Genomic DNA, 21,104 nt, shown 5'->3' with positions numbered 1-21,104 from the left:
CGATCGAAATGAAAAAACTTATATACTTATTTGGACTTTTTACTTTTTTGTCGAGCTGCTCAGATGTTCTCGATATAGAGGATATTAACAACTACAGCCCTGAGGCCGTTTGGAACGATGAAAACCTGGCCAATGCCTACATGGTCAATTTATATTCCATGTTCGGCAATTGGAATTCCGGCGCCGATAAATTAAGCCAACAACTGGCGGGCATAGAATGGTATGCCGATAGGATCACCATTTCAAACGGAAATTTCAAAAACTGGGATTACTCTAGGATCCGTCTCATTAACCAAGCCCTTATCGATGTTGAAAGCGGAACACTTCCGCAACCGGTAAAGGACAACATTATCGGTCAGGCACTTTTTATGCGAGCGTACACCTATTTCAACATGGTCAAGTACCATGGGGGCGTACCTTACATAAAAATACCTCAAGACAGGTACGAAGACGAGCTTAATGTTCCTAGAAATTCTACCATGGAATGCTTCGATTTTATTCAAGAAGACATTGATAAGGCGATCGAACTTCTTCCTGAACATATTGTATCTGCATCAAGCGAATACGGAAAGATAGATGGCAATTTCGCCCTAGCTTTCAAAGCAAAAGTGCTGCTTTACAAAGCCTCTCCACAATTCAATCCTTCCCAGCCATGGGACAACGCGTATTGGCAAGAAGCCCATACCGCCAATAAACTGGCCTATGAATCATTGTTGGGACAAGGTTACGGACTCGTTGACGACTACGCTAATATCGCGTTAGAGGAACGTAACAAAGAGGTGGTATTCTCCGTCATAAACACCTACCCGAACAAAACTGCCGCATGGGACCATGGTGTCCGTCCGGGCTCCGAAAGTAGAGGAGCGGCAAGTGCATGCCCTACTTGGGAATTTGTAAAGGAATTTCCAATGAAAGACGGAAGGCTCTACAATGATCCACTCAGTATCTATAACATGTCAGATGAAGAGTTTCTTCAGAATTATTGGAAAAACCGAGATCCTAGATTCGATAAATCTATCGTTTGGAACGGAAAGACCTATGAAGTTTCCGGTAAAACCGGCAGAAGACAGTATACCGCGTTGGGAATTGCCCATGAATTGGATGATTTTGGAATCAACCCCAATGCCAATACAAACTCTACCAACCTAGATCGATATACAGGCTTCTTTATTTTAAAGAACAGCCTTCTTAACCTGACCCAGGCCGAAGTACAACAATACGACCTAGACTATGTGGTCATGCGCTTTGCCGAAGTAATGTTCAATTATGCTGAAACGGCCAATGAAACAGGCGATTCTGGCACCGCTTTGAGTATTCTTAAACAAATTCGTGAAAGAGCCGGCATCGAACCGGGCACCGATGGTAATTATGGAATTACCGCTTCTAGCAGAGAGGAAGTAAGAGAAGCCATATTGGCGGAAAAAAACATCGAATTTTGTTTTGAAGGGTTTCGTTTTTGGGATTTAAGAAGACTCCGGTTATTGGACCGTCTTAACGGCACCACAAAAGAAGGGGTCGAAGCTATTGCCATTGAAGCCGATGAAAGTGAAATGGCCATAGGAAAGGCGCGAGGCTTGGCCGACACCTACGAACTTGAAGAATCGAACTTCAAATACTCCGTACTACAGGTACCGCGCTCGGGAGTGCAAACAAGTACACTTCCTGAAAACTATTACTTTTTCCCAATTCAAAAAGGTGTTTTAGACCGAAACACCGCATTGGAACAGAATATCAATTGGGGAGGAACTTTTGACCCTACCCTTCAGTAAGTGCCCATAACATATCAATTTACGGCAGATGTAAAAGTCTGTCGTAAATTTTAAATGTCAAAACAAACAAAAAACAATAAAACCGAAAACCATGAAAAAGACTATTGTCTTATTTCTATTTACCCTGGTCTTGGCCAGTTGCAAAACCGAGGCAAAAAAAGAGGCAAAAACGGCTGAAAGCACAAATGATGCAGTTGCGGAAACCGATGACTGGATCTATCTTTTTGACGGCAAAACGACCACTGGATGGCGTGCCTATAACGGAGAAACCCTACCTCCAGGCTGGGTCGTAAAAGACGGGGCCCTAACCTTTGATACCGAGTTAGGACTCGAACAGAACTACAAAGGCGGAAAAGATATTATCTATGGAGCCGAAGAGTTCGAAAACTTTGAACTGTATCTTGAATGGAAACTTCCAAAAGGCGGAAATAGCGGTATATTCTACCATTTAAAGGAAGGCTATGACGGTCCTCCCGTAGTATCTCCCGAATACCAACTCATCGATGATGAAAACTATGCGGAAATACACGACCTAACGGCATACAACAAGAGCTTGGGGTATACGGTCAAGCCTGAAGAATTAAAGCCCTTGCAACAGACCGGTGCAGACTATGCCATGCACCCACCCGATGCCTCGCAAAAGGTTTTGCATCCCGTGGGCGAATGGAATTCCTCAAAAATCGTATTTACCCCAGAACGGGTCGAACATTGGCTTAACGGTAAAAAGTTGCTTTCCTTTAAACCATGGTCTAAAGAATGGTATGAAAAGAAGAATTCCGATAAATGGAAAAACAGCAAGGATTACGGAAAATTCAAGACAGGCTATATCGGTCTTCAAGATCATTCGAGCCCTATATGGTTCAGAAATATAAAAATCAGAAAACTATAGTTAGGCATTATCCATAAGCCATACGTTTTAAAAGCAAAAAGCCGACTGTCAAAAGTCGGCTTTTGTATGATGTACATTAAAGGCAGACTCCCCGAGGCCATGCTCGGGACAGGATTCCCGTTGTACAGGCGGAGCAGGCTTCTCGCCTCTCCTTATTCTTTCACACCCCGAAACATCACCCACAAAAAAAGCCCCTCAGTTTCCTGAAAGGCTTCCCGAGACCATGCTCGGGACGGGCTTCTCGCCTCTCCTTATTCTTTCACACCCCGAAACATCACCCACAAAAAAAGCCTCTCAGTTTCCTGAAAGGCTTCCCGAGGCCATGCTCGGGACAGGATTCCCGTTGTACAGGCGGAGCAGGCTTCTCGCCTCTCCTTATTCTTTCACACCCCGAAACATCACCCACAAAAAAAGCCTCTCAGTTTCCTGAAAGGCTTCCCGTTGTACAGGCGGAGAGACTCGAACTCTCACACCTTGCGGCACTAGATCCTAAGTCTAGCGTGTCTACCAATTCCACCACGCCTGCATTTCCAATATCAAATTGGGATGCAAATATAATGCAAAATTTTAATTCTCTAAATTTTCCTTCATATAAAAACGTTCTTTTTCGTATTTTTAAATTACACTCTAAATTTGCTCCATGCAAAACGTACAAGATTACATTCAAAAAAATAAGCAAAGGTTCTTAGATGAACTCATACAACTACTACGCATACCTTCGGTCAGCGCCGACTCCGCCTTCTCCCAAGATGTTATCGACACCTCTGAAGCGGTAAAGACCGCGCTAGAAAATGCAGGTTGCGATACCGTAGAAATTTGTGAAACGGATGGCTACCCTATCGTCTACGGAGAAAAGACGATAGACCCAAACCTTCCCACGGTTTTAGTGTACGGCCATTACGACGTACAACCCCCCGACCCGGTGGAGCTATGGAACTCCCCTCCCTTTGAACCGGTCATCAAAGAAACCGAAATCCATCCCGAAGGGGCCATATTCGCCCGTGGCGCTTGCGATGACAAAGGACAAATGTACATGCACGTAAAGGCATTGGAATTTATGGTCAAGACCGGCCAATTGCCCTGTAACGTAAAATTCATGATCGAAGGCGAAGAAGAGGTAGGCAGTAACAACTTGGGGGTTTTTGTAGCCAATAACCGTGAAAAACTGGCCAACGATATCATCCTGATTTCCGATACCGGAATGATCGCCAACGACGTACCGTCCATCACTACGGGACTGCGGGGCCTTAGCTATGTAGAAGTAGAGGTAACCGGACCCAATCGGGACTTACATTCAGGACTCTACGGTGGTGCCGTGGCAAATCCGATCAATGCACTTACCAAAATGATCGCCTCCCTCCATGACGAGAACAACCATATTACCATTCCCGGATTTTACGACAAGGTAGAAGAACTCTCCCAAGAAGAACGGGCAGAAATGGCCAAGGCCCCGTTTAGCCTTGAAGCCTATCAAAACGCACTCGACATTGCATCCGTTGACGGAGAAAAAGGCTATAGCACCAATGAACGTAACAGCATACGGCCTACATTGGACGTAAACGGAATTTGGGGCGGCTACACCGGCGAAGGTGCAAAAACGGTAATAGCCAGTAAGGCCTACGCCAAGATATCCATGCGTTTGGTACCCCACCAAGATTGGCAAGAAATTACCCAATTGTTCAAGACCCACTTTGAAAGTATCGCCCCCAAAGGCGTTACCGTAAAAGTAACCCCCCATCACGGCGGACAAGGCTATGTAACCCCAATTGACACTATAGCCTATCAAGCGGCATCAAAGGCCTACGAAACTACCTTCGGCAAAAAACCGATTCCACAACGTAGCGGGGGCAGCATTCCCATTGTGGCCCTATTCGAAAAAGAATTGAACAGCAAGACCATTCTTATGGGCTTCGGGCTCGATAGCGACGCTATACACTCGCCCAACGAACATTTCGGGGTTTGGAACTATCTAAAGGGTATTGAGACCATACCCTATTTCTACCATCACTTTACGGAAATGAACCGGTAAAGGAAAAAAGGGAATCGATCCTAGACCGATTCCCTTTTTTTTATGTCTTCTTTACGTATTTCGTAATGATCACTATCTGTTGGCCATCGACCTTGCCTTCAATATATTCGGCATTCTCGCGATCCAATGAAATTCGGCGCACCGCCGTACCTTGCTTGGCTACCATACTCGAGCCTTTTACCTTCAAGTCTTTTACGAGTACCACGTTGTCACCGTTTTCCAAGATAACACCGTTGACATCGCGGTGAATGATTTTCTCGCTTTCCGCAAGACCTTCACCCGTGGCTTTCGCCCACTCCAAGGCTTCGTCTTCCATATACATCATATCGAGCAGGTCTTTGGGCCAGCCCTCTTCCTTCAAACGCGAAAGCATACGCCAAGCCACCACCTTTACGGCATCGTGCTCGCTCCACATGCTATCATTTAAACAACGCCAGTGGTTGGCATCGGTAGTATCGGGATTTTCAATTTGTCCCGTACAGGTCGCACAGGCCAAAATACTGCCATCGATTCCTCCTGTAGAAACCGGAGGCACCTCATACACATTCAGTTCGTCAGTGGCCCCACATAGTTCGCAGGCATTGCCACTCCTCTTTTTCAATTCTTCAAGTACACTCATAATTGTTAAATATTCGCCAAATTTAACGGTTTCAACCTTAACAAGACGTACACGACCTACACTTTTATAACAGAAATTTTAACAAGGGCGTTCCCCGTAACAAAACGGGGCCGGGCTATACGTTTCAAGTACGCTTCGCCAAAAGGCGAATGCGGGCTTTCCACTCCTATCCCTAACGCAGACGAACACCAAATAAGCCCCAATCTCCCAAAAAAATGGGCGGCCCTAATTGCTCTACATTTGTAGAATTTAAATTTTTATTCTATGTTTGTAGAACAAAAAGAAGATGCAGCATGAAATTATCAAAAGCCGAAGAAGAACTAATGAACCTCTTATGGAAGCAAAAAAAAGCCTTCATGAAAGACCTTTTGGAAGCCTACCCAGAACCCAAACCGGCAACAACGACCATTGCCACCCTTCTAAAGCGCATGACGGACAAAGGCTTTGTAGCCTATAAAAGTTTAGGACGCTCTCGCGAATACTATCCGCTGGTCAAGAAAAAGGAGTATTTCTCGAAGCACGTAAACGGACTCATCAAGAATTTTTTCAACGACAGCCCTGGTCAGTTCGCTTCTTTTTTTACCCAAGAAACCGACCTGAGCAAAGAAGAATTGGAAGATCTACGAAAGCTGATAGACAACGAAATCAAAAAGCGATAGCCATGGAAGTGTTCCTTCTAAAATCATCTGCCTGCTTGGCCATTTTTATGGCCTTTTACAAGCTGCTATTAGAAACCCAGCCAATGCACGGCTTTAAACGCCTATACCTTGCAGCGGCCCTCTTGCTATCGTTCACCATTCCCTCTATTACCTTTGTCGAATATGTTGAGGCCGCACCGCTCACGGTGGAGACACCTAAGCTCCAAGCCCACCTTGCCCCGGCAACCCAAACGGCCACCTCCTTTGACGTCGCCCATATACTCTGGGCCCTCTACATTTTAGGGGTGTTGGTTTTTTCTATCCGATTTTTAAAAAATTTGGGCCGAATCCTTATCAATATTCAGAACAACCCAAAACTGAGAATGCAAACCTTCATCAATGTGTTGCTCCAAGATGCCACGACTCCGCATACCTTTTTCAATTATATTTTCTTGAACAAACAAAAATTTGAAGCCCAAGAAATTCCTGAAGAGGTATTACTTCACGAAGCGACACATGCGAAACAAAAACACAGTCTCGATATTCTTTTCGTAGAGGTATTGCAAATCATCCTTTGGTTCAATCCGCTTATATACATCATAAAAAACTGGATCAAACTAAACCATGAATTTCTTGCCGACCGCGCCGTTCTAAACCAAGGAACCCCTACCCCCACATATCAAAATATACTTTTAGCGTTTGCCTCATCAACAAACCTTAAAGATAATCAGTCGAGTTTGGCTAACGCCATCAATTATTCATCAATCAAAAAACGTTTTACAGTCATGAAAAAAACAAGCTCTAGAAAATCGGTGGTCTTAAGAAGTGTCGCCGTGGTGCCCTTAATTACCATGCTTCTATTTGGTTTTAGTGAACAGATAACATTGCCGAAAGAAACATCAGCTGTACAGGCCTATCAAAGCGAAGCCAAAAAGCAAGAAGTGAAACGCTATAATGCACTGGCCAAAAAATACAATGCCATCCCTAAAGAGACAAGAAATATAGCTTTAGAAGATTTAAAGACCCTAGAACTTATCTATGGTAAAATGTCAAAAAAACAGCGGAACGAAGCACAACCCTTTCCTGAATGCCAAAACAACCAAACCCATAACAATGGCGCATGCGCTGAAGAAATAGCCGAATACAATGCATTGGCCAAAAAATACAATAAAATGCTGACCAAGGGGAAAAACATACGTATCCTAAAAACGGATGTGGACCGTATGGCCTATCTATATGCCGAAATGACAACAAAACAACGTGCCAGTGCACAGCCCTTTCCCGAGTTGCCGGAACCACCTAGCCCTCCGGCCCCACCAGAGGAGACCTTCATTATGCCCGTAAACAAAACCGAAGTTGCCGCTTTTGAAAAACGTATAGAGGAGATTATTGAAAATCAAGAAATCTATGATGAAGTCAGTATGATAGAACACCTAAACCTCCACACCGGTAATATCACCCCCAACCTTGTTCCCAATACATTTATACAGGCTCCCCCTAATCCGCCCGAACCACCGTCCCCTTTAGAACATGTTCGGACACTGGCGGACAAAAATGCGGTATTCTACCTAGACGAAAAGGAAATCAGCTATACAAAAGCGATTCAATTGCTTGAGGAAAACAAAAGCATCAATATTGATTTGCGCTACGGTACGGACGGTCGTCCCAAGGTCAAGCTATCGCTAAACCCAATAGAAATTAACCCCTAAACTCAACCAGACCAAGTCTTAAAGCCTTCTAAACAGAAGGCTTTTTTTGTAACAAAAAACGTAACTTACCTACTATTCATCATCAATCAACCCATTTATGGGAATCATCAAAAAAAATCGAACATCATGGTACAACAATTTTTTATCCTCTGCTCGGGGGCCGACACCTCCATTCTAAAAACCTGTTCCAATGGCGAACAGAACAAATACGCCGGTATTGGCGCCACCGTATTCTTTACGGCCCTTATGGCCTTTATTGCCAGCAGTTATGCCCTCTACACCGTTTTTGACAACGTATACACCTCCGTTTTCTTTGGTTTGATATGGGGACTCCTTATTTTCAATCTGGATCGTTTTATTGTATCGACCATCAAAAAGCGGAACAGTTTCGGCAATGAACTTTTACAGGCCACACCACGTATTGCACTGGCCGTTATCATAGCCGTGGTCATCTCAAAGCCCTTGGAAATAAAAATTTTCGAAAAGGAAATCAATCAAGTCTTATTGGAGCAAAAGAACGAAATGACCCTGGCCAACAAAAATCAACTCGCCCTGCAGTATACCCCGGCCATTGAAAAACTGAATGCCGATATCACCCAATTAAAAAACGAAATCACCCGTAAAACCGCAGAAACCGATGCCCTATACAACACCTATATCAGTGAGGCCGAAGGTACCGCCGGCACCTTAAAACTAGGCAAAGGCCCGGTTTACGAAGAAAAACGCCAAAAACACGATGCAGCCTTAGCCGAACTTCAGCAATTAAAAGAGAACAACAAACAGAAAATCATCGCCATCGAAAATCAGATTGAAACTTTAAATGCGGAGTATTCCGATGTGGTCAAAAACTCACAACCCGTAATAGAGGGTTTTGACGGACTCATGGCCCGTATCAATGCCCTGAACGAGCTGCCTTGGTGGCCTTCCTTCTTTATCTTCCTATTGTTTTTGGCCATTGAAACCTCACCCATTATTGCCAAATTATTGGCCCCCAAAGGTCCATACGACATTAAACTGGAAGAAGAGGAACACATGGTCCACACTTGGGCACAACAAAAAATACAGCAGCGCAATGAAATATTGGCTACCGATATTGCCCTAAATGAAAAAATATACAGTGAAATAAAACGCGAAGAAGCCGTATACGCCTACAAAAAGAAGAAAGCGGAAGAGCTATTCATACTTCAGGCGGATGCCTTTAAAGACCTACAGGCAAAACAACTTTGACCCAATTTTATTTACACAAATTCTAAGAAGACGTTTATTTTTTTCAACACTTCCTTAAAGTCTCCATCAAAGATTGTATCCCCTGAGTGCAGCCTTTCTTTATGTTCTTCGGCAAAGAGAAAGGTTTTCTCCATACCCAGAATACTGATCTTGTATTTCAGCTTGTGGACAATCTCGGCAGCGGCCCTAGGCTCGCCTAGCTTAATATGGTACAAATATTTGCCCAGGTCCCATGAAAATTCGGATTTCAATAAGGAAATAAATTTTTGTTCAAAATCTAAATCCCTCGCTCCTATGAGGTTTTCCACATAGTTTAAACTTGGTCTCTCTAACTTATAGCCCTCAAAATGCTCCATAAAATCTACCACGTTTTAGCACAACCATCTTTCTCTCATTGTATTTAAAGGTAAGGATTATACTATCGCCATTTTTTTGTTTGTTGTGAAACCTTAAAAAAATTAAGTTATCGTTTAAAAAAAAGATGTTAACCCAAAAACCTAACATCATTACTGCTATTACGACAGAACCCCCTTTTTATTGTTCAGAAACTACTTTTTAACTCACCTTTATGGTTTCGGTGAAATGAAGCGGGTAGCGCCCCTTACTAATTCCCCCAAATTCGCTGCCATAGCGCGCCCAGCAAACGCTTGGCATCTTTTCTGTATTTGGGTGTTTCATAGATACTTAGTCCGTTATCGCTCGGTCTTAGCGCATAAGTAAAGGCAAACCGACTTTCTTTGGGATCTAGACTAATCAGTCCGAATCGGAGATCGTTAAAATAGAGTCCGTCTTCTTTTTTATTAATGGTGTACCACCCTTCGGTCACCTTAATGAGGCGTTCTATCTTTTCGTCGGAGCTCAAGTCCCCCAAAAGTTGATGGTTCTTAGGATAGGACCTAAAAACGATTTCCTTGGTATCGAAAAAAGAATACTCGCCTATTAAATACACATCACCGGCATCTACATTGGCCGACCATAAGATGGTGTTGAACGGAGTAGGACGGGTATCCAACTTCTCGTAGGCGATGCCCTGTGCCTCCAAACTATAGGAAAACTGCCGATAAGCGACCCATTTCAAGATCAAGGTCGTTACCAAATAGGCCGTACTGACCGTTAGCCCCAACCGGTTATATCTTTTTCTTTTGGGCGATGTTTTTTTCTGACGCATGGCCATAACCAGAAACACGATAAAGGGAAGGGTATACAAGGGGTCGATAACAAATATATTCTGAAAGGCCAATCGCGTCTTAAAGGGCCAAAACAATTGCGTGCCCCAGGTAGTAAACGCATCGAGAACAGGGTGCGTAAACAAGCCCCAGAACATTAACCAGCTCCAATCTTTGAAGCTTGCCCCGCCCTTGCGTTCTATTTTTGAAAGAAGCCAACCGAAAATGGGTGCAAAAAGTATGGCAAAAAATATAGAGTGACTGAAGCCGCGGTGTATTTCGGTAGCGGTAACGGTATCAAAAAGGAAACGCGCCATCACATCCAAATCAGGAATGGTACCCGCAATGGCCCCATAGAGCATGGCCTTATTACCAACTTTCTTGCCTAAAACCGCTTCTCCAACGGCAGCACCCAAAACTATTTGTGTCAACGAATCCATGTACTGGCATCTTTAATAAAATTCCTATTCTACGATCTGCATCTTCTTTAATAAAAAGGAGGCGTTCATGTTCTGGCAGATCCCGTCTTTGAACTTATAATCAAAGTGAAGCTCATCGTCTATGATTTCCGCATCGAAATAATGATTCTCTACCTGTGGCAGCTCATGGGCCACTTCACAAAGGCTTAAATCATGGGTAGCGATTATTCCCGTTGACTTAGAAGCCACCAATCGTTCTACGAACTTACGGCTTCCTTCGGCCTTGTCGGTACTATTGGTTCCTTTTAGAATTTCATCCAAGACAATAAAATAGCGGTCGTTTTGAATTTCGTCAACAATAAATTTCAAGCGTTTCAACTCCGAAAAGAAATACGACTCGTCATCGGTCAACGAATCGGTGGTACGCATACTCGTAATCAATTTTATAGGCGAGTACTCGACCTTTTGGGCACAAAGCGGCAGCCCTACATTGGCCATTACGATTTGCAATGAGACGGTACGCAAAAAGGTACTCTTGCCCGCCATATTGGCACCGGTAACGATAAAGAACTGTTCGCGGTCTATCTTAAAAACGTTCAATACACTTTTCTCCGGGTCCAACAAAGGATGTCCGGCCCCTTCCGACCGTAAGACCACGCCCCCATCATTAATGGTCGGGTAATGGTAGTCCGGATGGTTAAAGGCAAAATTCCCCAGACTGTTATATGCATCGAAATAGGCGATGGCATCAAACCATTTTTCCACAAAATTACCGTGGGCGGCAATCCATTTCTCTATTTCATAACAGTGGGTCAACGTACGCAACATAAAGCCATTGGCCAAAAAGAGGTAGATTACGTTGTTGTTTTTGTCGAGACTATTGAGCTGTTTCGAAAATTGGGCAATGATCAAGGAGGTCTTTTCCCGTTCATGAAGTACATTGCCTTTCAACTCCTTTAAATAATCGGAAGTAAACTCGGTATTTTCAATCAAGGTCAGCAACTTGTTGTATTGCTGAAAAGTGCTCTGCACTTTTGAAGCATCGGAACCGAGTTTCGTAATTTTCTTGGTATATACCCCTGTGATGCCCATACCTACCACTAGCCACAAGATCAAGGCCGACTCAGGAGCCAAATCGGCAAAATACAGTCCGAACAACAACGCCGACCCCCCTGAAAAGACCATAGGCAGGTAACGCATGATTTTCGGTACGAAAGCGGTATAGTCGGCCAGCCATTTGACTATAGAATCGGTCTTTCCCTCTATTCTGGTAAGCGAAGCTATGGCCGAAAAATTCTGTCGCCATTCGGGCATTTGGGCCAATTCTTTAATCGCTTCCTGCTTCTGTTCAATCCCTTCTATTTCATTGGCCTTGAACAAGGCCGCAAAAGTCTCCGCCCCCTGCTTTAGGGCGGTTCGGTTGGCATACTGGAAAAAAGAGCCCCTTCCGAACAGATCAATATCTTGACTGAAATAATGCAAGGGGTCCTTGAACTCTTCTCCTTGTGGCAAATCGTGAAATCGGCGATCCAATACATCGAGTTCCGTTTGGTTGATGCGCAACAAGGCCATCAGCCTATCGCGCTGATATTGGAGTCCCGCATGTCGGGTCACAAGAAAAAGGAAAAGCACGATCGTTACCAAAATCACGCCCATAACCCATTTGGAATCGCCAAAAAACCAATAGATTGCAAAACCTGCCGCTCCAAATATGGCCAGGCGCAACATACTTGAAGCAAAGAGTTGCTTTTTTATTTTCGCCAGTTCTTTGGAGTATTTTTCAATTTCGCCACGATAAAAAGAATTCAATTGCTGCATAGTATCCTACAAGGATTTATATATGATTATTGGGGTAATGTTTTTTTTAAAGGGCATCGTACCCCGCCTTAAGCTTTTTGGTGAATTTGGAAATGACCAATGCATACGAATGGTCTACAAGTTCGGTTATAAGTTGGGGAGGAAGGCTTTCCAACAGAAGCGTATTCCAATGCACCTTGCTCATATGATAGCCCGGTATAATACGACCGTCATATGCTTCTCGCAGGGCAATGGCACGCTCGGGATCACATTTCAGGTTTACCTGAGACGGTATCCGCTCCAATGCACACAGGGCGAACATCTTCCCCATAACCTTGAACACCAAGGTTTTTTCATCAAAAGGAAATGACTCGGTAACGCCTTTTTTGGCTATGCAATAGTCGCGAAACTGTTCTATGTTCATTTTACCCCATTCTTATCCGAAGATCTTACCACCAACGATTTTATCTCCGGCCAATGATACCTGACTTTCATGATGGGCCTATCTCCTATATCGCATCCTTCCACGGTTTCCATTTCCTCGCCTCCACAGGCCTTATAAAAACCATGTGCCGCTTCATTCTGCTGCAACACCCACAGGAAGAGTCCTTGTTTCAGACATTGATCAGAGCAGATTCCGGCCACGCGAGACATCAATTGCCTACCCACGCCCTTGCCCTGTACTTCCCTAGAGACGTGCAGATTGTCAAGCAAGGTTCCGAACAGAGGGTCGTAATCCATAAAGGCACAGGCAAAACCTATTATCTTCCCTTTATACTCCGCTACCAGAACGACCTGGCCCTCAAGAGGGTCGCGAAGTCTATCGGCCCAGACCTCTTGTCGGTCGTTTAAGGCCTCTCCATCCAAATAACGGTCGCTAAATGCACCGCGATAGTTTTCTTGCCAGCTCTTGGCATGCAAATGTGCAATGGCCAAGGCATCATCGGCCACGGCAGGCCTATAGACCATCATACCTTTATTGTACGCCCATTGAATCGTAAACGATTACTTTGGCCCATAGGTGGCTCGACTCTTCAATAAATACCTTGTGAGGGGCTTCGTCTTGGTACTTTTGCTGGGCTTCGGCCGATTCAAAAGTTACGATCAAGGAATAGGTAAAAGATCCATCTACCACATCACGGCTAGCTTTGGGCGGTTTGCCTATAAAGCTGGTTTTCGCATAGGCCGAATTATCCAAAAACTTCTGTAAGGATTTTTCGAATGCGGCACGGTCTTCTTGGTTATCGGGATTTTTGAACCAGAAAAATACGGTATGGGCAAAATGGGGATCAAACTCTCTCATGTCATTCTTTGTTTGGCCATTAGCGGTAATGGCAAGGGTTAAAAATAATATTACTGTAGTAAGCGTTCTCATAATCATTGTATTTATATAAACCATTTATACTAGTCTTCAAGCATTTCCTTTTGCTTCTCGGTGATTTTCAAAGCCGTGTAATCAAGTTTCCAACCAATGGTCTCCACTATATTCTCGATTAACAATACGGCCTGAATGGCCTCCTTTTTGGCCGTTTCCATCAATCCGCTTTGCGGGATTTTCTCCCGGATATGTTGTTTGGCTTCTTTGTTCAACAAGGTGAGGTCTTCCGAAGAAAAGAAATTGAACATCCCGCTCTGAATATCGTAAAACTGGATATCGGGCTCGATCGACAAGATTTCCGGCTCTGGAAAATGGGTCAGTATGATCCGCTTGTTCTCCTCATCGGCCTTGATCTTTATTTTTTTCAGGTCGTATCCGATATGGGCCTTGGCATTGATGACCAGCAGGGCTTTTTTCTTGCTGCTCACCAAGCTCATAAACCGTTCCTTGATATTCTCATAACGGTAGATTTCGGCAAAATCGCCTTCGACCGAAACCAGTTTGCACACACGCTGTATCTTATCGACAAGTACCGTAGATTGGTGCTTGGTGACCTCTTTCTTCTTCTTCTGCCTTAAAAAAGAATATACCCAGTACATGAGAATAGCACCTAGTATCAGGCCTAAGAAGGTATCGAAAATATTATCCATGTTATTTTCCTATTTCCCCCAAATGGGTAAATTTAAATCCTTTGTCATACTTCAGGCCGTACCCGAAAACACGATCCATTGCAGCATGCGAAAATAAGATAATCCCTATCAACTGCAATATCGGTCCTGAAAGATACACCCCAATTACATAGATGACAAGGGCAATGCCCTTATGATGGAACAGATTGTAGGTAAAGGCCCCCGCCTTGTTTCCTAAAAGATAACCGAGCATACCAATATCGGGGGTCAACAATAAAACCAAAAACCACCACCAAGCATAGGGCAAGAGGCTGAACAGATAAATGCCGAAGAGGAACATGAAGAATTCCTCCACCTTCAAGATTCTTTTCATTTTTTAATAATTTCATAGAGTACAGGCCTACTGGGGCTAGCGTCGTTCTCAAAAGGCGCCACCTGTAGGTTTAACATATAAGAGCCATCTCCTACGGAGTTGGGCACATAAACAAATTCCGTTATGGTAGCATTCTTGCGAAGTTTACCATTAAAGTTCCAAAATGCCTTATGGGCGACCAAGGCCCCATTGTCTTTTTCCTTATCCACGGAAGGGAGGTCTACCAATAAATGCCCGACTTCCTTTTCCACCAAAAATTCGGCCGCTTCCTGTGTAAGATAAGGTGGATTCGAATGCGAGTACTGCCTAGATTTTTTCTGACTCAAATTGGGCAAGGTACGGATGACCACGGCTTCCCGCTTTTTATTGCCCAAAGCGTATTTCAGCTGCTTTTTTGAAATCACAAAATCGCCATCAAGCATTTCCGGGGCAATGGTGATCACTTCGGCCAAAAAGAAATATTGCTTTAAGTTCTTATTGACGGAATGAAACTCGTCCGTGATATGCCCGACACATTCGGTATGGGTACCATGGGCATGGGGATTGAAGGCAATATCGTTAAAATTGATCGATGCCCCTTCAGACACCTTACCCACAAAACCATCTTCTTCATGTGCCTTTATTTCAGGGGGATCAACGTACCATGCAGTTACGTTTTCACTCCCCCCTTTTATAGCGATGGAAATATCCAAAGGCTTGCTAAGGTCGATCGGGTAATTCTTTGTTCTATATTTTATTGTGGCAATCATAACATGTGTTGAGTTTTAAGGACATCCATAAGCTACGGAAACTCAAAAGGCTCCATTTTCCTTTTCGATGCCATATGCCCACACCTACCCCAAATTTACCATAAAAAGGTCAGATGCGAGGCCGTCTGCCAAAAAACGCCCTTTTTTGGTAGTCAGCAAGGTGTCTCCCTCAATATGGAGCAATTCGTCCCTCAGGTGTTTTTCGGCCTGTATCAATGCGTACTCACGATAGTTTTTGCCAAAATCAGATGCTATCCTTGAAAGCGACACCCCCCAAATGGTACGTAGGCCGGTCATTACATATTCGTTATAGGTATCGGTAACCGATAGGGTCTCCGTCTCCATAGGAAGCTCCCCTTTTTCGATAGCCCTTAGGTATTTTGGATTATTATTGATGTTCCACCCCCTACGTACACCATCATAAGAATGGGCCGAGGGACCTATTCCCAAGTATTTTTTCTGTTGCCAGTAAGCCGTATTGTTTTTTGAAAAATAGCCCGGCTTCCCGAAATTGGAGATTTCGTAGCTCTCAAACCCGGCAGCTTCCAAGGTCTCCGATAAAATATAAAAATGTGCTTGCGCCACCTCATCATCTACATTTTTGACCAAGCCCTTTTTAATAAAACTAGCAAGGGCCGTTTGCGGCTCAACGGTGAGGGCATAACTCGAAATATGGGGAATACCAAAGGAAAGGGCTTTCTCTATATTATGCTTCCAACGCTCGTTGTCCATATCCGGAATGCCGTAAATCAAATCGATAGAAATATTATCGAAATAGGCGCTTGCTTCCCTTATGCAATTCTCCGCTTCGCTGGCATTATGCGCCCGGTTCATCAGTTTTAAATCTTCTTCAAAAAAGGACTGTATTCCAATACTTAAGCGATTGACAGGACTCTTAAAAAGGGCCATTATCTTCTCCGTCGACAAATCATCGGGGTTGGCCTCCAAGGTGATTTCAGGATTCCCTGCAACTTTATAATTATCGTAAACCGAATCAATAATGAATTGTATTTCCTCGGCATCCAAGACACTGGGCGTTCCTCCTCCAAAATAAATAGTTTCCACCACCTCATCCTTAAACTCCTCTTTCCGCAAGAGCAGTTCCTTCCGCAATGCCGAAACCATCGCCTCTTTCTTTCCCATGGAGGTCGAGAAATGGAAATCGCAATAGTGACAGGCCTGTTTGCAAAAAGGGATATGAATGTAGATTCCGCTCATTTTTTTTTAGTAATTAGTATTAAGTACTAAGTAAACAGTATTAAGTAATTAGTATCAAGTACTAAGTATTAAGTACTAAGTATTAAGTACTAAGTAATTAGTATTAAGTGTTTAGTTCTTAGGGCTTCGGGATATTGGCTTTTTTTGATGTACGGAAATAAGGTCTAACGTTCACCGAGTAATCTTTACCTCATACCCAGCACCATAATTTCGCCTACTTCTTCACCCTAGAACTATTCTGTTTCACAAATGCGTCCCAACCAGAGTAACTTTTACCGACCTCTACCCTGCCCTGGTTATAAAAATGACAAACGGCAGCGGCAAGGCCATCGGTGCTATCCAAATTCTTGGGCAAGGATTTTAATCCCAGTAGACTTTGTAGCATTTTGGCCACTTGTTCCTTACTGGCGTTACCGTTTCCCGTGATGGCCATTTTTATTTTCTTTGGCAAATATTCCGTTATGGGAATTTCACGTGAGAGTCCCGCAGCCATGGCCACACCTTGGGCACGACCCAGCTTGAGCATCGACTGTACGTTCTTTCCAAAAAAAGGTGCCTCAATGGCAATTTCATCAGGGTGATACGTATCTATAAGCTCTATGGTGCGCTCGAAAATGAGCTTTAGTTTTACGTAAGGGTCATTATATTTTTGAAGTAGCAATTCGTTCATTTGAACAAATTCCATTTTTTTTCCTACCACTTTTATAAGACCAAAGCCCATAATGGTAGTACCTGGGTCAATACCGAGTATAATTTTTTCCGTAGCCAAATGATTTGTTTTATTGTAGTACTATAGGAATTCTAAATTTCGCCCTAACGGGAATACCTCTTTTTAATGCGGGCTCAATTTTGGGCAAACGGTTTAAACATTTTGAAATCTGCTCGTCAAAACCCGGAAGCTGGTCGTCGGTAATACCGCCCTTATCGATTTCCAAAAGTGAAATAGTCCCTGAAGCTTCCATTAAAAAATCGACAAAAATAGTATCGTTGAGAGCTTCTTCCACTACAAAATCTGATTCTTCCAAAGTTTCTGAGAAGTGCTTCAACAAGGTTGCCATAAAACATTGCTTCTGCTCTTGTTTAGAAGCCGTTTCGTCACAATCGGCGAAAAGAGGGTATTGGTCCACATCTTCCCAGTCGATACCCAATATCTCTTTGTTTACCAATTCTTGGGTTTTCTTTTCCCTTGAAGCCGACCAATTACACGCGGTCAGCACGAACAGAAAGCATAAAATTGTAAGGTTTCGCATTGCCCTGAATTCTAGGCGAAAATTACGATTTTTTAGGGAGGTTTACGCTATGAATAGCGATTCTCAAAGGGAAAACACCTAAAAAACGGATCTTAGTAGTAAAAAAGCAACCTAGAAAACAAGGTGGATTATTTCACATCATAATGGATTTCCTCTTTTAATTCAGAAATACGCTTGTTTACCATTTTGGACATATAGTCGTTTTTATCACCAAATCGCTCGTCAAATTTTTCGTAATATGTTAATTTGATTTTGGGGTCTTTGTAATACCGATCGGCCACTGTACAGACATTATGATAAACCAGTGCTTCATCCGGGTCTTCTTGATGTGCTAATTTGTAGTATTTCAAAGCCGTTCTCATATCGTCCTTATTCCTTGCGATTCCCGCTAAGGCAACATACTCTCTTAATAAAAAAGGCTTTTGAACCGCTATGGATTCTTTGATATAATATTGGGAACTATCTATCTGTCGGTCTTTCCAAAACACCTGTCCCAGATTGAAATAGGCATCGGCATTTTCATCGTTCAATTCTAAAACCTTTTTATAGTTGGCTTTTGCCTTTTCAAACTCCCAATCCTTAAAGTAACAATAACCTAATTTCTCGTAGATGTACTCTTTGTGCTCGCCCAATTCTAAAAGCCTTTCAAAATAGTGAGATGCCTTGACATACTCATCGTTATTATAATAGGCCAGTGCTTTTAAGTTTATCAGTGCTACATCATTTTCATAGAAGCGAAGTCCTTTGTCAATGAAAGTTAAGGCCGAATCCTTTTCGCGCTGCCCTACATAATATTTTCCTAATTGAAACAGACTTCTTAAATGCGTATTATCAATTACCACTGCCTTTTTGTAAGACGCCAGACCACGCTCCGTCTTTTTTTCTTCTCGAAAGGTCTCTCCCAAGTAAAAATAATACTCAGGGTTGTTACTTGCAGCATGCGTCAGTTCTAAGAATAGGGCCTCCGCATTCGTAAAGTCTTTTGTTTTCAGATAGAGCTTTCCCAGTTCAAATTTTGCAATTTGAAGCGTTGCATCTTGAGACAGCACATTCTGATACTGTGCAATTGCTTTTTCATAATTGCCAATAGCGTTATAGGCCCTTGCAATCTGTAAAGTAGAAGTAATGGAACCATCTTCCGCATAATGGTTAATAGCCTTAATGTAGTTACCTGTAGCGTATAGACTATCGGCTATCTTAGAATTTGATATTTGACCTTCTGCCGTAACACAGGATACAAGTAAAAAAACAGAAATTAAGGTTCTCAAAACTTATTGGAGTTTAAAAGCAATAGGTATAGAATAAGGAACATTTACGGCTACCCCATCGTTCTGTCCAGGAGTCATTTTAGGCAACTTTGAAATAATACGTTCCGCTTCCTTCTCTAAAGATTCATCCGGTCCTCTGGTAGAAATATGAGTAATGTTTCCTGAGGTATCCATTAGGAAAATGACCAGAACCCTGCCTTGAATCCTTCTTTCTTGTGCATCCTGCGGATACCTGAAATTCTCGGAAATATGCCGATATACACTTTTCTGAAAACAGTCTTGTATATTATCCACATTTTCGCAACCCGGAAAAACAGGGGGGATTTCTACTTCTTTAAAAGCCACGGAATTCCCATAAGCTATTTGCGCCTCAGTGGATAATTTAGCTATTTGTTCCTTTTGCATTTGCGCATAAATATCGTCAGTACTAGACGGACTAAACCCTGCCTGTTCCAACTTAAAAGTAATCGGAAGTGAAAATGGAACCTTCACGGTTTTGCCCTCATAAGAACCCGGCGTCATACGTGGCAATTTTTCAATAATACGAACCGCTTCATTTTCTAATAATTCATGGGGACCTCTTTTTCGAATATCTACAATTGAACCATCTTCATCAATAGTAAACATAATACTTACCCTGCCTTGAATTCCCTGTTTCTGAGCTTCTTCGGGATATTTAAAATGTTTACCAATATGTTTCTGGATATTTTGTTGAAAGCAAGCTTTTAAATCATTTTCATTTTCATAACCCGGAAAAACAGGAACTTCGTCGGCATAAGTAAAAGGCACTAGATTTTCTTCCCTATAAATCTTTTTCCAATCGTACGGCTTGCCTGCAGAGGGCATAAAGTTTTTAAAGTACTTTGGCGAGCCATTATTACCAATAGTCATTTTAGCCCGAACTGGCTCATTGTTAATCCCCGAAACAAATACGTCATCCTTTGTACTTTCGAACTTCAACGAATTTTCGGAATCCTCTACCCTCAAGCTCCAGGCTTCTTCGGAATCGGCTAGAGACTTCAATCTTGCATACACCTTAGTCTCCTCTTCTTCTGAGAGATTATCTACGCTACTTACGGTTATGATATTTTCATTATCCTCCAGACTATTTTTATCATCGTTTTCGCACGAAGTATAAAATAACATACCTAAAATCAATGGCACCAAGGCCAAATACTTTAATTTGAAAACCGATTTTGACTGTGATTTTTGTAACATGACGATTCGTTTTTTGATTAATGATGATTTAAAAAAGTGATTGATGAACGATATATTTTGTGTTTGAAATACTTGGGAAAGCAATAATTGGTACTGCTCGTTTTTATTGTTTTTCGCAACTTTTGCATCGGCGATGAACTCGTGCAATTCCGAAATTCTATTTTGGTAGATATAAACCAGCGGATTAAACCAGCCAACAATGCGCATGAGCTCAAAAAAGAGCAAATCCCACGAGTGCCCTTGTTTTATATGAACCAATTCATGGGCTATGATATTGGTGTAATCCGTTTTTGAAACTTTATCCCCAATAAAAATTGATTTAAAGAAGGAGAAAGCCATGTTGCTATTGGGAATCAATATTTGCGTAAACTCCTTGAAACTAATCCTGTCTCCCTTTGTGCCCAAAAGATATAGCTGGCGCAGCTTATACGCCAATAACAACGTAGCTACTAGTGCTCCTGACACAAATAATACCGTTTGCCACGAAATGTCTATTCCCGTAGGCTCTTGAGCTCCAAGTACAAGGGCATTATTTACCCCCCAAAGTTCCTCGCCATATTCAATATAGGGCTGCTCCACTGTGGTTTTAAAAGCTTCAATCTTTACAAAAGGCAGCAAGAGCGATAGCAAAAACGTGCTCAAAAGATAAAACCGGTTCCATTGAAAAAAGGTTTCCCGTTTTAAGAAAAAATCATAAATAACAAGAAAAACCAGTTGAAAGGCGATGCACTCTAAGATATATTGTATCATCAAAACAGA

21 protein-coding genes and 1 tRNA gene are annotated in these 21,104 nt (G+C 42.8%); 6 read left to right on the top strand and 16 right to left on the bottom strand.

Annotated elements, in window-relative coordinates:
• Positions 1-8 precede the first annotated feature (8 nt).
• Complete coding sequence (locus ZOBGAL_RS10835; RefSeq protein WP_013993646.1) at positions 9-1,769, top strand: RagB/SusD family nutrient uptake outer membrane protein; 1,761 nt, start codon at positions 9-11, stop codon at positions 1,767-1,769.
• Positions 1,770-1,860: 91 nt separating this feature from the next.
• The gene (locus ZOBGAL_RS10830; protein ID WP_013993645.1) at positions 1,861-2,658 is read left to right on the top strand and encodes a 3-keto-disaccharide hydrolase; all 798 of its coding nucleotides are present in this window, start codon (positions 1,861-1,863) and stop codon (positions 2,656-2,658) included.
• Between the two features lie 444 nt (positions 2,659-3,102).
• On the opposite strand, the gene ZOBGAL_RS10825 is transcribed toward ZOBGAL_RS10830, so the two are convergent.
• Positions 3,103-3,184 (bottom strand) — tRNA-Leu (locus tag ZOBGAL_RS10825).
• Between the two features lie 114 nt (positions 3,185-3,298).
• On the opposite strand from ZOBGAL_RS10825, the gene ZOBGAL_RS10820 reads away from it, so the two are divergent.
• Positions 3,299-4,687, top strand: coding sequence for a dipeptidase (locus tag ZOBGAL_RS10820; protein ID WP_013993644.1), 1,389 nt, complete (start codon positions 3,299-3,301; stop codon positions 4,685-4,687).
• Positions 4,688-4,727: 40 nt separating this feature from the next.
• Here ZOBGAL_RS10820 and ZOBGAL_RS10815 read toward each other — a convergent pair whose 3' ends face one another.
• Positions 4,728-5,306: a PhnA domain-containing protein gene (locus ZOBGAL_RS10815; protein ID WP_013993643.1), complete on the bottom strand. Its 579-nt coding sequence runs from the start codon at positions 5,304-5,306 to the stop codon at positions 4,728-4,730.
• Positions 5,307-5,599: 293 nt separating this feature from the next.
• On the opposite strand from ZOBGAL_RS10815, the gene ZOBGAL_RS10810 reads away from it, so the two are divergent.
• The 3 genes from ZOBGAL_RS10810 to ZOBGAL_RS10800 all read left to right on the top strand — a co-directional run bounded on the left by ZOBGAL_RS10810 (position 5,600) and on the right by ZOBGAL_RS10800 (position 8,880).
• The gene (locus tag ZOBGAL_RS10810; RefSeq protein ID WP_046287453.1) at positions 5,600-5,965 is read left to right on the top strand and encodes a BlaI/MecI/CopY family transcriptional regulator; all 366 of its coding nucleotides are present in this window, start codon (positions 5,600-5,602) and stop codon (positions 5,963-5,965) included.
• Between the two features lie 2 nt (positions 5,966-5,967).
• On the top strand, positions 5,968-7,653 hold the full coding sequence (locus ZOBGAL_RS10805) for a M56 family metallopeptidase (protein WP_013993641.1): 1,686 nt from the start codon (positions 5,968-5,970) through the stop codon (positions 7,651-7,653).
• Positions 7,654-7,779: 126 nt separating this feature from the next.
• The gene (locus tag ZOBGAL_RS10800) at positions 7,780-8,880 is read left to right on the top strand and encodes a DUF4407 domain-containing protein (protein ID WP_013993640.1); all 1,101 of its coding nucleotides are present in this window, start codon (positions 7,780-7,782) and stop codon (positions 8,878-8,880) included.
• An 11-nt stretch (positions 8,881-8,891) separates the two neighbouring features.
• Here the strand turns inward: ZOBGAL_RS10800 and ZOBGAL_RS10795 are convergent, their stop codons facing one another.
• From ZOBGAL_RS10795 to ZOBGAL_RS10730, 14 genes are all read right to left on the bottom strand, one after another.
• Complete coding sequence (locus ZOBGAL_RS10795; protein ID WP_013993639.1) at positions 8,892-9,236, bottom strand: hypothetical protein; 345 nt, start codon at positions 9,234-9,236, stop codon at positions 8,892-8,894.
• A gap of 248 nt (positions 9,237-9,484) precedes the next feature.
• Positions 9,485-10,486, bottom strand: coding sequence for a metal-dependent hydrolase (locus tag ZOBGAL_RS10790; RefSeq protein ID WP_013993638.1), 1,002 nt, complete (start codon positions 10,484-10,486; stop codon positions 9,485-9,487).
• Positions 10,487-10,510: 24 nt separating this feature from the next.
• Complete coding sequence (locus ZOBGAL_RS10785; RefSeq protein ID WP_013993637.1) at positions 10,511-12,283, bottom strand: MutS-related protein; 1,773 nt, start codon at positions 12,281-12,283, stop codon at positions 10,511-10,513.
• Between the two features lie 46 nt (positions 12,284-12,329).
• Positions 12,330-12,686, bottom strand: a complete 357-nt coding sequence (locus ZOBGAL_RS10780; protein ID WP_013993636.1) for an MmcQ/YjbR family DNA-binding protein — start codon at positions 12,684-12,686, stop codon at positions 12,330-12,332.
• On the bottom strand, positions 12,683-13,234 hold the full coding sequence (locus ZOBGAL_RS10775) for a GNAT family N-acetyltransferase (protein WP_046287452.1): 552 nt from the start codon (positions 13,232-13,234) through the stop codon (positions 12,683-12,685). Before ZOBGAL_RS10775 ends, ZOBGAL_RS10780 begins: the two co-directional genes overlap by 4 nt.
• Before the next feature lie 4 nt (positions 13,235-13,238).
• Complete coding sequence (locus tag ZOBGAL_RS10770; protein WP_316932906.1) at positions 13,239-13,565, bottom strand: Dabb family protein; 327 nt, start codon at positions 13,563-13,565, stop codon at positions 13,239-13,241.
• Positions 13,566-13,666: 101 nt separating this feature from the next.
• Positions 13,667-14,290, bottom strand: coding sequence for a DUF4230 domain-containing protein (locus ZOBGAL_RS10765; protein WP_013993633.1), 624 nt, complete (start codon positions 14,288-14,290; stop codon positions 13,667-13,669).
• A 1-nt stretch (position 14,291) separates the two neighbouring features.
• A complete protein-coding gene (locus ZOBGAL_RS10760; protein WP_013993632.1) occupies positions 14,292-14,642 on the bottom strand; it encodes a DUF4260 domain-containing protein in 351 nt (116 codons plus the stop codon).
• The gene (locus ZOBGAL_RS10755) at positions 14,639-15,391 is read right to left on the bottom strand and encodes a cyclase family protein (protein ID WP_013993631.1); all 753 of its coding nucleotides are present in this window, start codon (positions 15,389-15,391) and stop codon (positions 14,639-14,641) included. The genes ZOBGAL_RS10760 and ZOBGAL_RS10755 overlap by 4 nt, the downstream gene beginning before the upstream one ends.
• An 84-nt stretch (positions 15,392-15,475) precedes the next feature.
• Complete coding sequence (hemW, locus tag ZOBGAL_RS10750; RefSeq protein WP_013993630.1) at positions 15,476-16,609, bottom strand: radical SAM family heme chaperone HemW; 1,134 nt, start codon at positions 16,607-16,609, stop codon at positions 15,476-15,478.
• Between the two features lie 214 nt (positions 16,610-16,823).
• Positions 16,824-17,378, bottom strand: a complete 555-nt coding sequence (ruvC, locus tag ZOBGAL_RS10745) for a crossover junction endodeoxyribonuclease RuvC (protein ID WP_013993629.1) — start codon at positions 17,376-17,378, stop codon at positions 16,824-16,826.
• Between the two features lie 10 nt (positions 17,379-17,388).
• Positions 17,389-17,859: a hypothetical protein gene (locus ZOBGAL_RS10740; RefSeq protein WP_046287450.1), complete on the bottom strand. Its 471-nt coding sequence runs from the start codon at positions 17,857-17,859 to the stop codon at positions 17,389-17,391.
• Between the two features lie 128 nt (positions 17,860-17,987).
• Positions 17,988-19,127 carry a tetratricopeptide repeat protein gene (locus ZOBGAL_RS10735; protein WP_013993627.1) on the bottom strand — a complete coding sequence of 380 codons (1,140 nt, stop codon included), beginning with the start codon at positions 19,125-19,127 and terminating at the stop codon, positions 17,988-17,990.
• A gap of 3 nt (positions 19,128-19,130) precedes the next feature.
• Positions 19,131-21,095 carry a M56 family metallopeptidase gene (locus tag ZOBGAL_RS10730; protein WP_013993626.1) on the bottom strand — a complete coding sequence of 655 codons (1,965 nt, stop codon included), beginning with the start codon at positions 21,093-21,095 and terminating at the stop codon, positions 19,131-19,133.
• Positions 21,096-21,104: the final 9 nt, after the last annotated feature.

The sequence above is a fragment of the Zobellia galactanivorans genome (genome assembly GCF_000973105.1).
GTDB classification, from domain to species: domain Bacteria; phylum Bacteroidota; class Bacteroidia; order Flavobacteriales; family Flavobacteriaceae; genus Zobellia; species Zobellia galactanivorans.
The sequence above is the reverse complement of the archived record's forward strand: the minus strand, read 5'-3'. Positions and strand labels throughout refer to the sequence as shown.

Coding starts and splice junctions, on each gene's coding strand:
- ZOBGAL_RS10835 (WP_013993646.1), top strand. CDS start 9: ATGAAAAAACTTATATACTTATTTGGACTTTTTACTTTTTTGTCGAGC.
- ZOBGAL_RS10830 (WP_013993645.1), top strand. CDS start 1,861: ATGAAAAAGACTATTGTCTTATTTCTATTTACCCTGGTCTTGGCCAGT.
- ZOBGAL_RS10820 (WP_013993644.1), top strand. CDS start 3,299: ATGCAAAACGTACAAGATTACATTCAAAAAAATAAGCAAAGGTTCTTA.
- ZOBGAL_RS10815 (WP_013993643.1), bottom strand. CDS start 5,306: ATGAGTGTACTTGAAGAATTGAAAAAGAGGAGTGGCAATGCCTGCGAA.
- ZOBGAL_RS10810 (WP_046287453.1), top strand. CDS start 5,600: ATGAAATTATCAAAAGCCGAAGAAGAACTAATGAACCTCTTATGGAAG.
- ZOBGAL_RS10805 (WP_013993641.1), top strand. CDS start 5,968: ATGGAAGTGTTCCTTCTAAAATCATCTGCCTGCTTGGCCATTTTTATG.
- ZOBGAL_RS10800 (WP_013993640.1), top strand. CDS start 7,780: ATGGTACAACAATTTTTTATCCTCTGCTCGGGGGCCGACACCTCCATT.
- ZOBGAL_RS10795 (WP_013993639.1), bottom strand. CDS start 9,236: ATGGAGCATTTTGAGGGCTATAAGTTAGAGAGACCAAGTTTAAACTAT.
- ZOBGAL_RS10790 (WP_013993638.1), bottom strand. CDS start 10,486: ATGGATTCGTTGACACAAATAGTTTTGGGTGCTGCCGTTGGAGAAGCG.
- ZOBGAL_RS10785 (WP_013993637.1), bottom strand. CDS start 12,283: ATGCAGCAATTGAATTCTTTTTATCGTGGCGAAATTGAAAAATACTCC.
- ZOBGAL_RS10780 (WP_013993636.1), bottom strand. CDS start 12,686: ATGAACATAGAACAGTTTCGCGACTATTGCATAGCCAAAAAAGGCGTT.
- ZOBGAL_RS10775 (WP_046287452.1), bottom strand. CDS start 13,234: ATGATGGTCTATAGGCCTGCCGTGGCCGATGATGCCTTGGCCATTGCA.
- ZOBGAL_RS10770 (WP_316932906.1), bottom strand. CDS start 13,565: ATGAGAGAGTTTGATCCCCATTTTGCCCATACCGTATTTTTCTGGTTC.
- ZOBGAL_RS10765 (WP_013993633.1), bottom strand. CDS start 14,290: ATGGATAATATTTTCGATACCTTCTTAGGCCTGATACTAGGTGCTATT.
- ZOBGAL_RS10760 (WP_013993632.1), bottom strand. CDS start 14,642: ATGAAAAGAATCTTGAAGGTGGAGGAATTCTTCATGTTCCTCTTCGGC.
- ZOBGAL_RS10755 (WP_013993631.1), bottom strand. CDS start 15,391: ATGATTGCCACAATAAAATATAGAACAAAGAATTACCCGATCGACCTT.
- hemW (WP_013993630.1), bottom strand. CDS start 16,609: ATGAGCGGAATCTACATTCATATCCCTTTTTGCAAACAGGCCTGTCAC.
- ZOBGAL_RS10740 (WP_046287450.1), bottom strand. CDS start 17,859: ATGCGAAACCTTACAATTTTATGCTTTCTGTTCGTGCTGACCGCGTGT.
- ZOBGAL_RS10730 (WP_013993626.1), bottom strand. CDS start 21,095: ATGATACAATATATCTTAGAGTGCATCGCCTTTCAACTGGTTTTTCTT.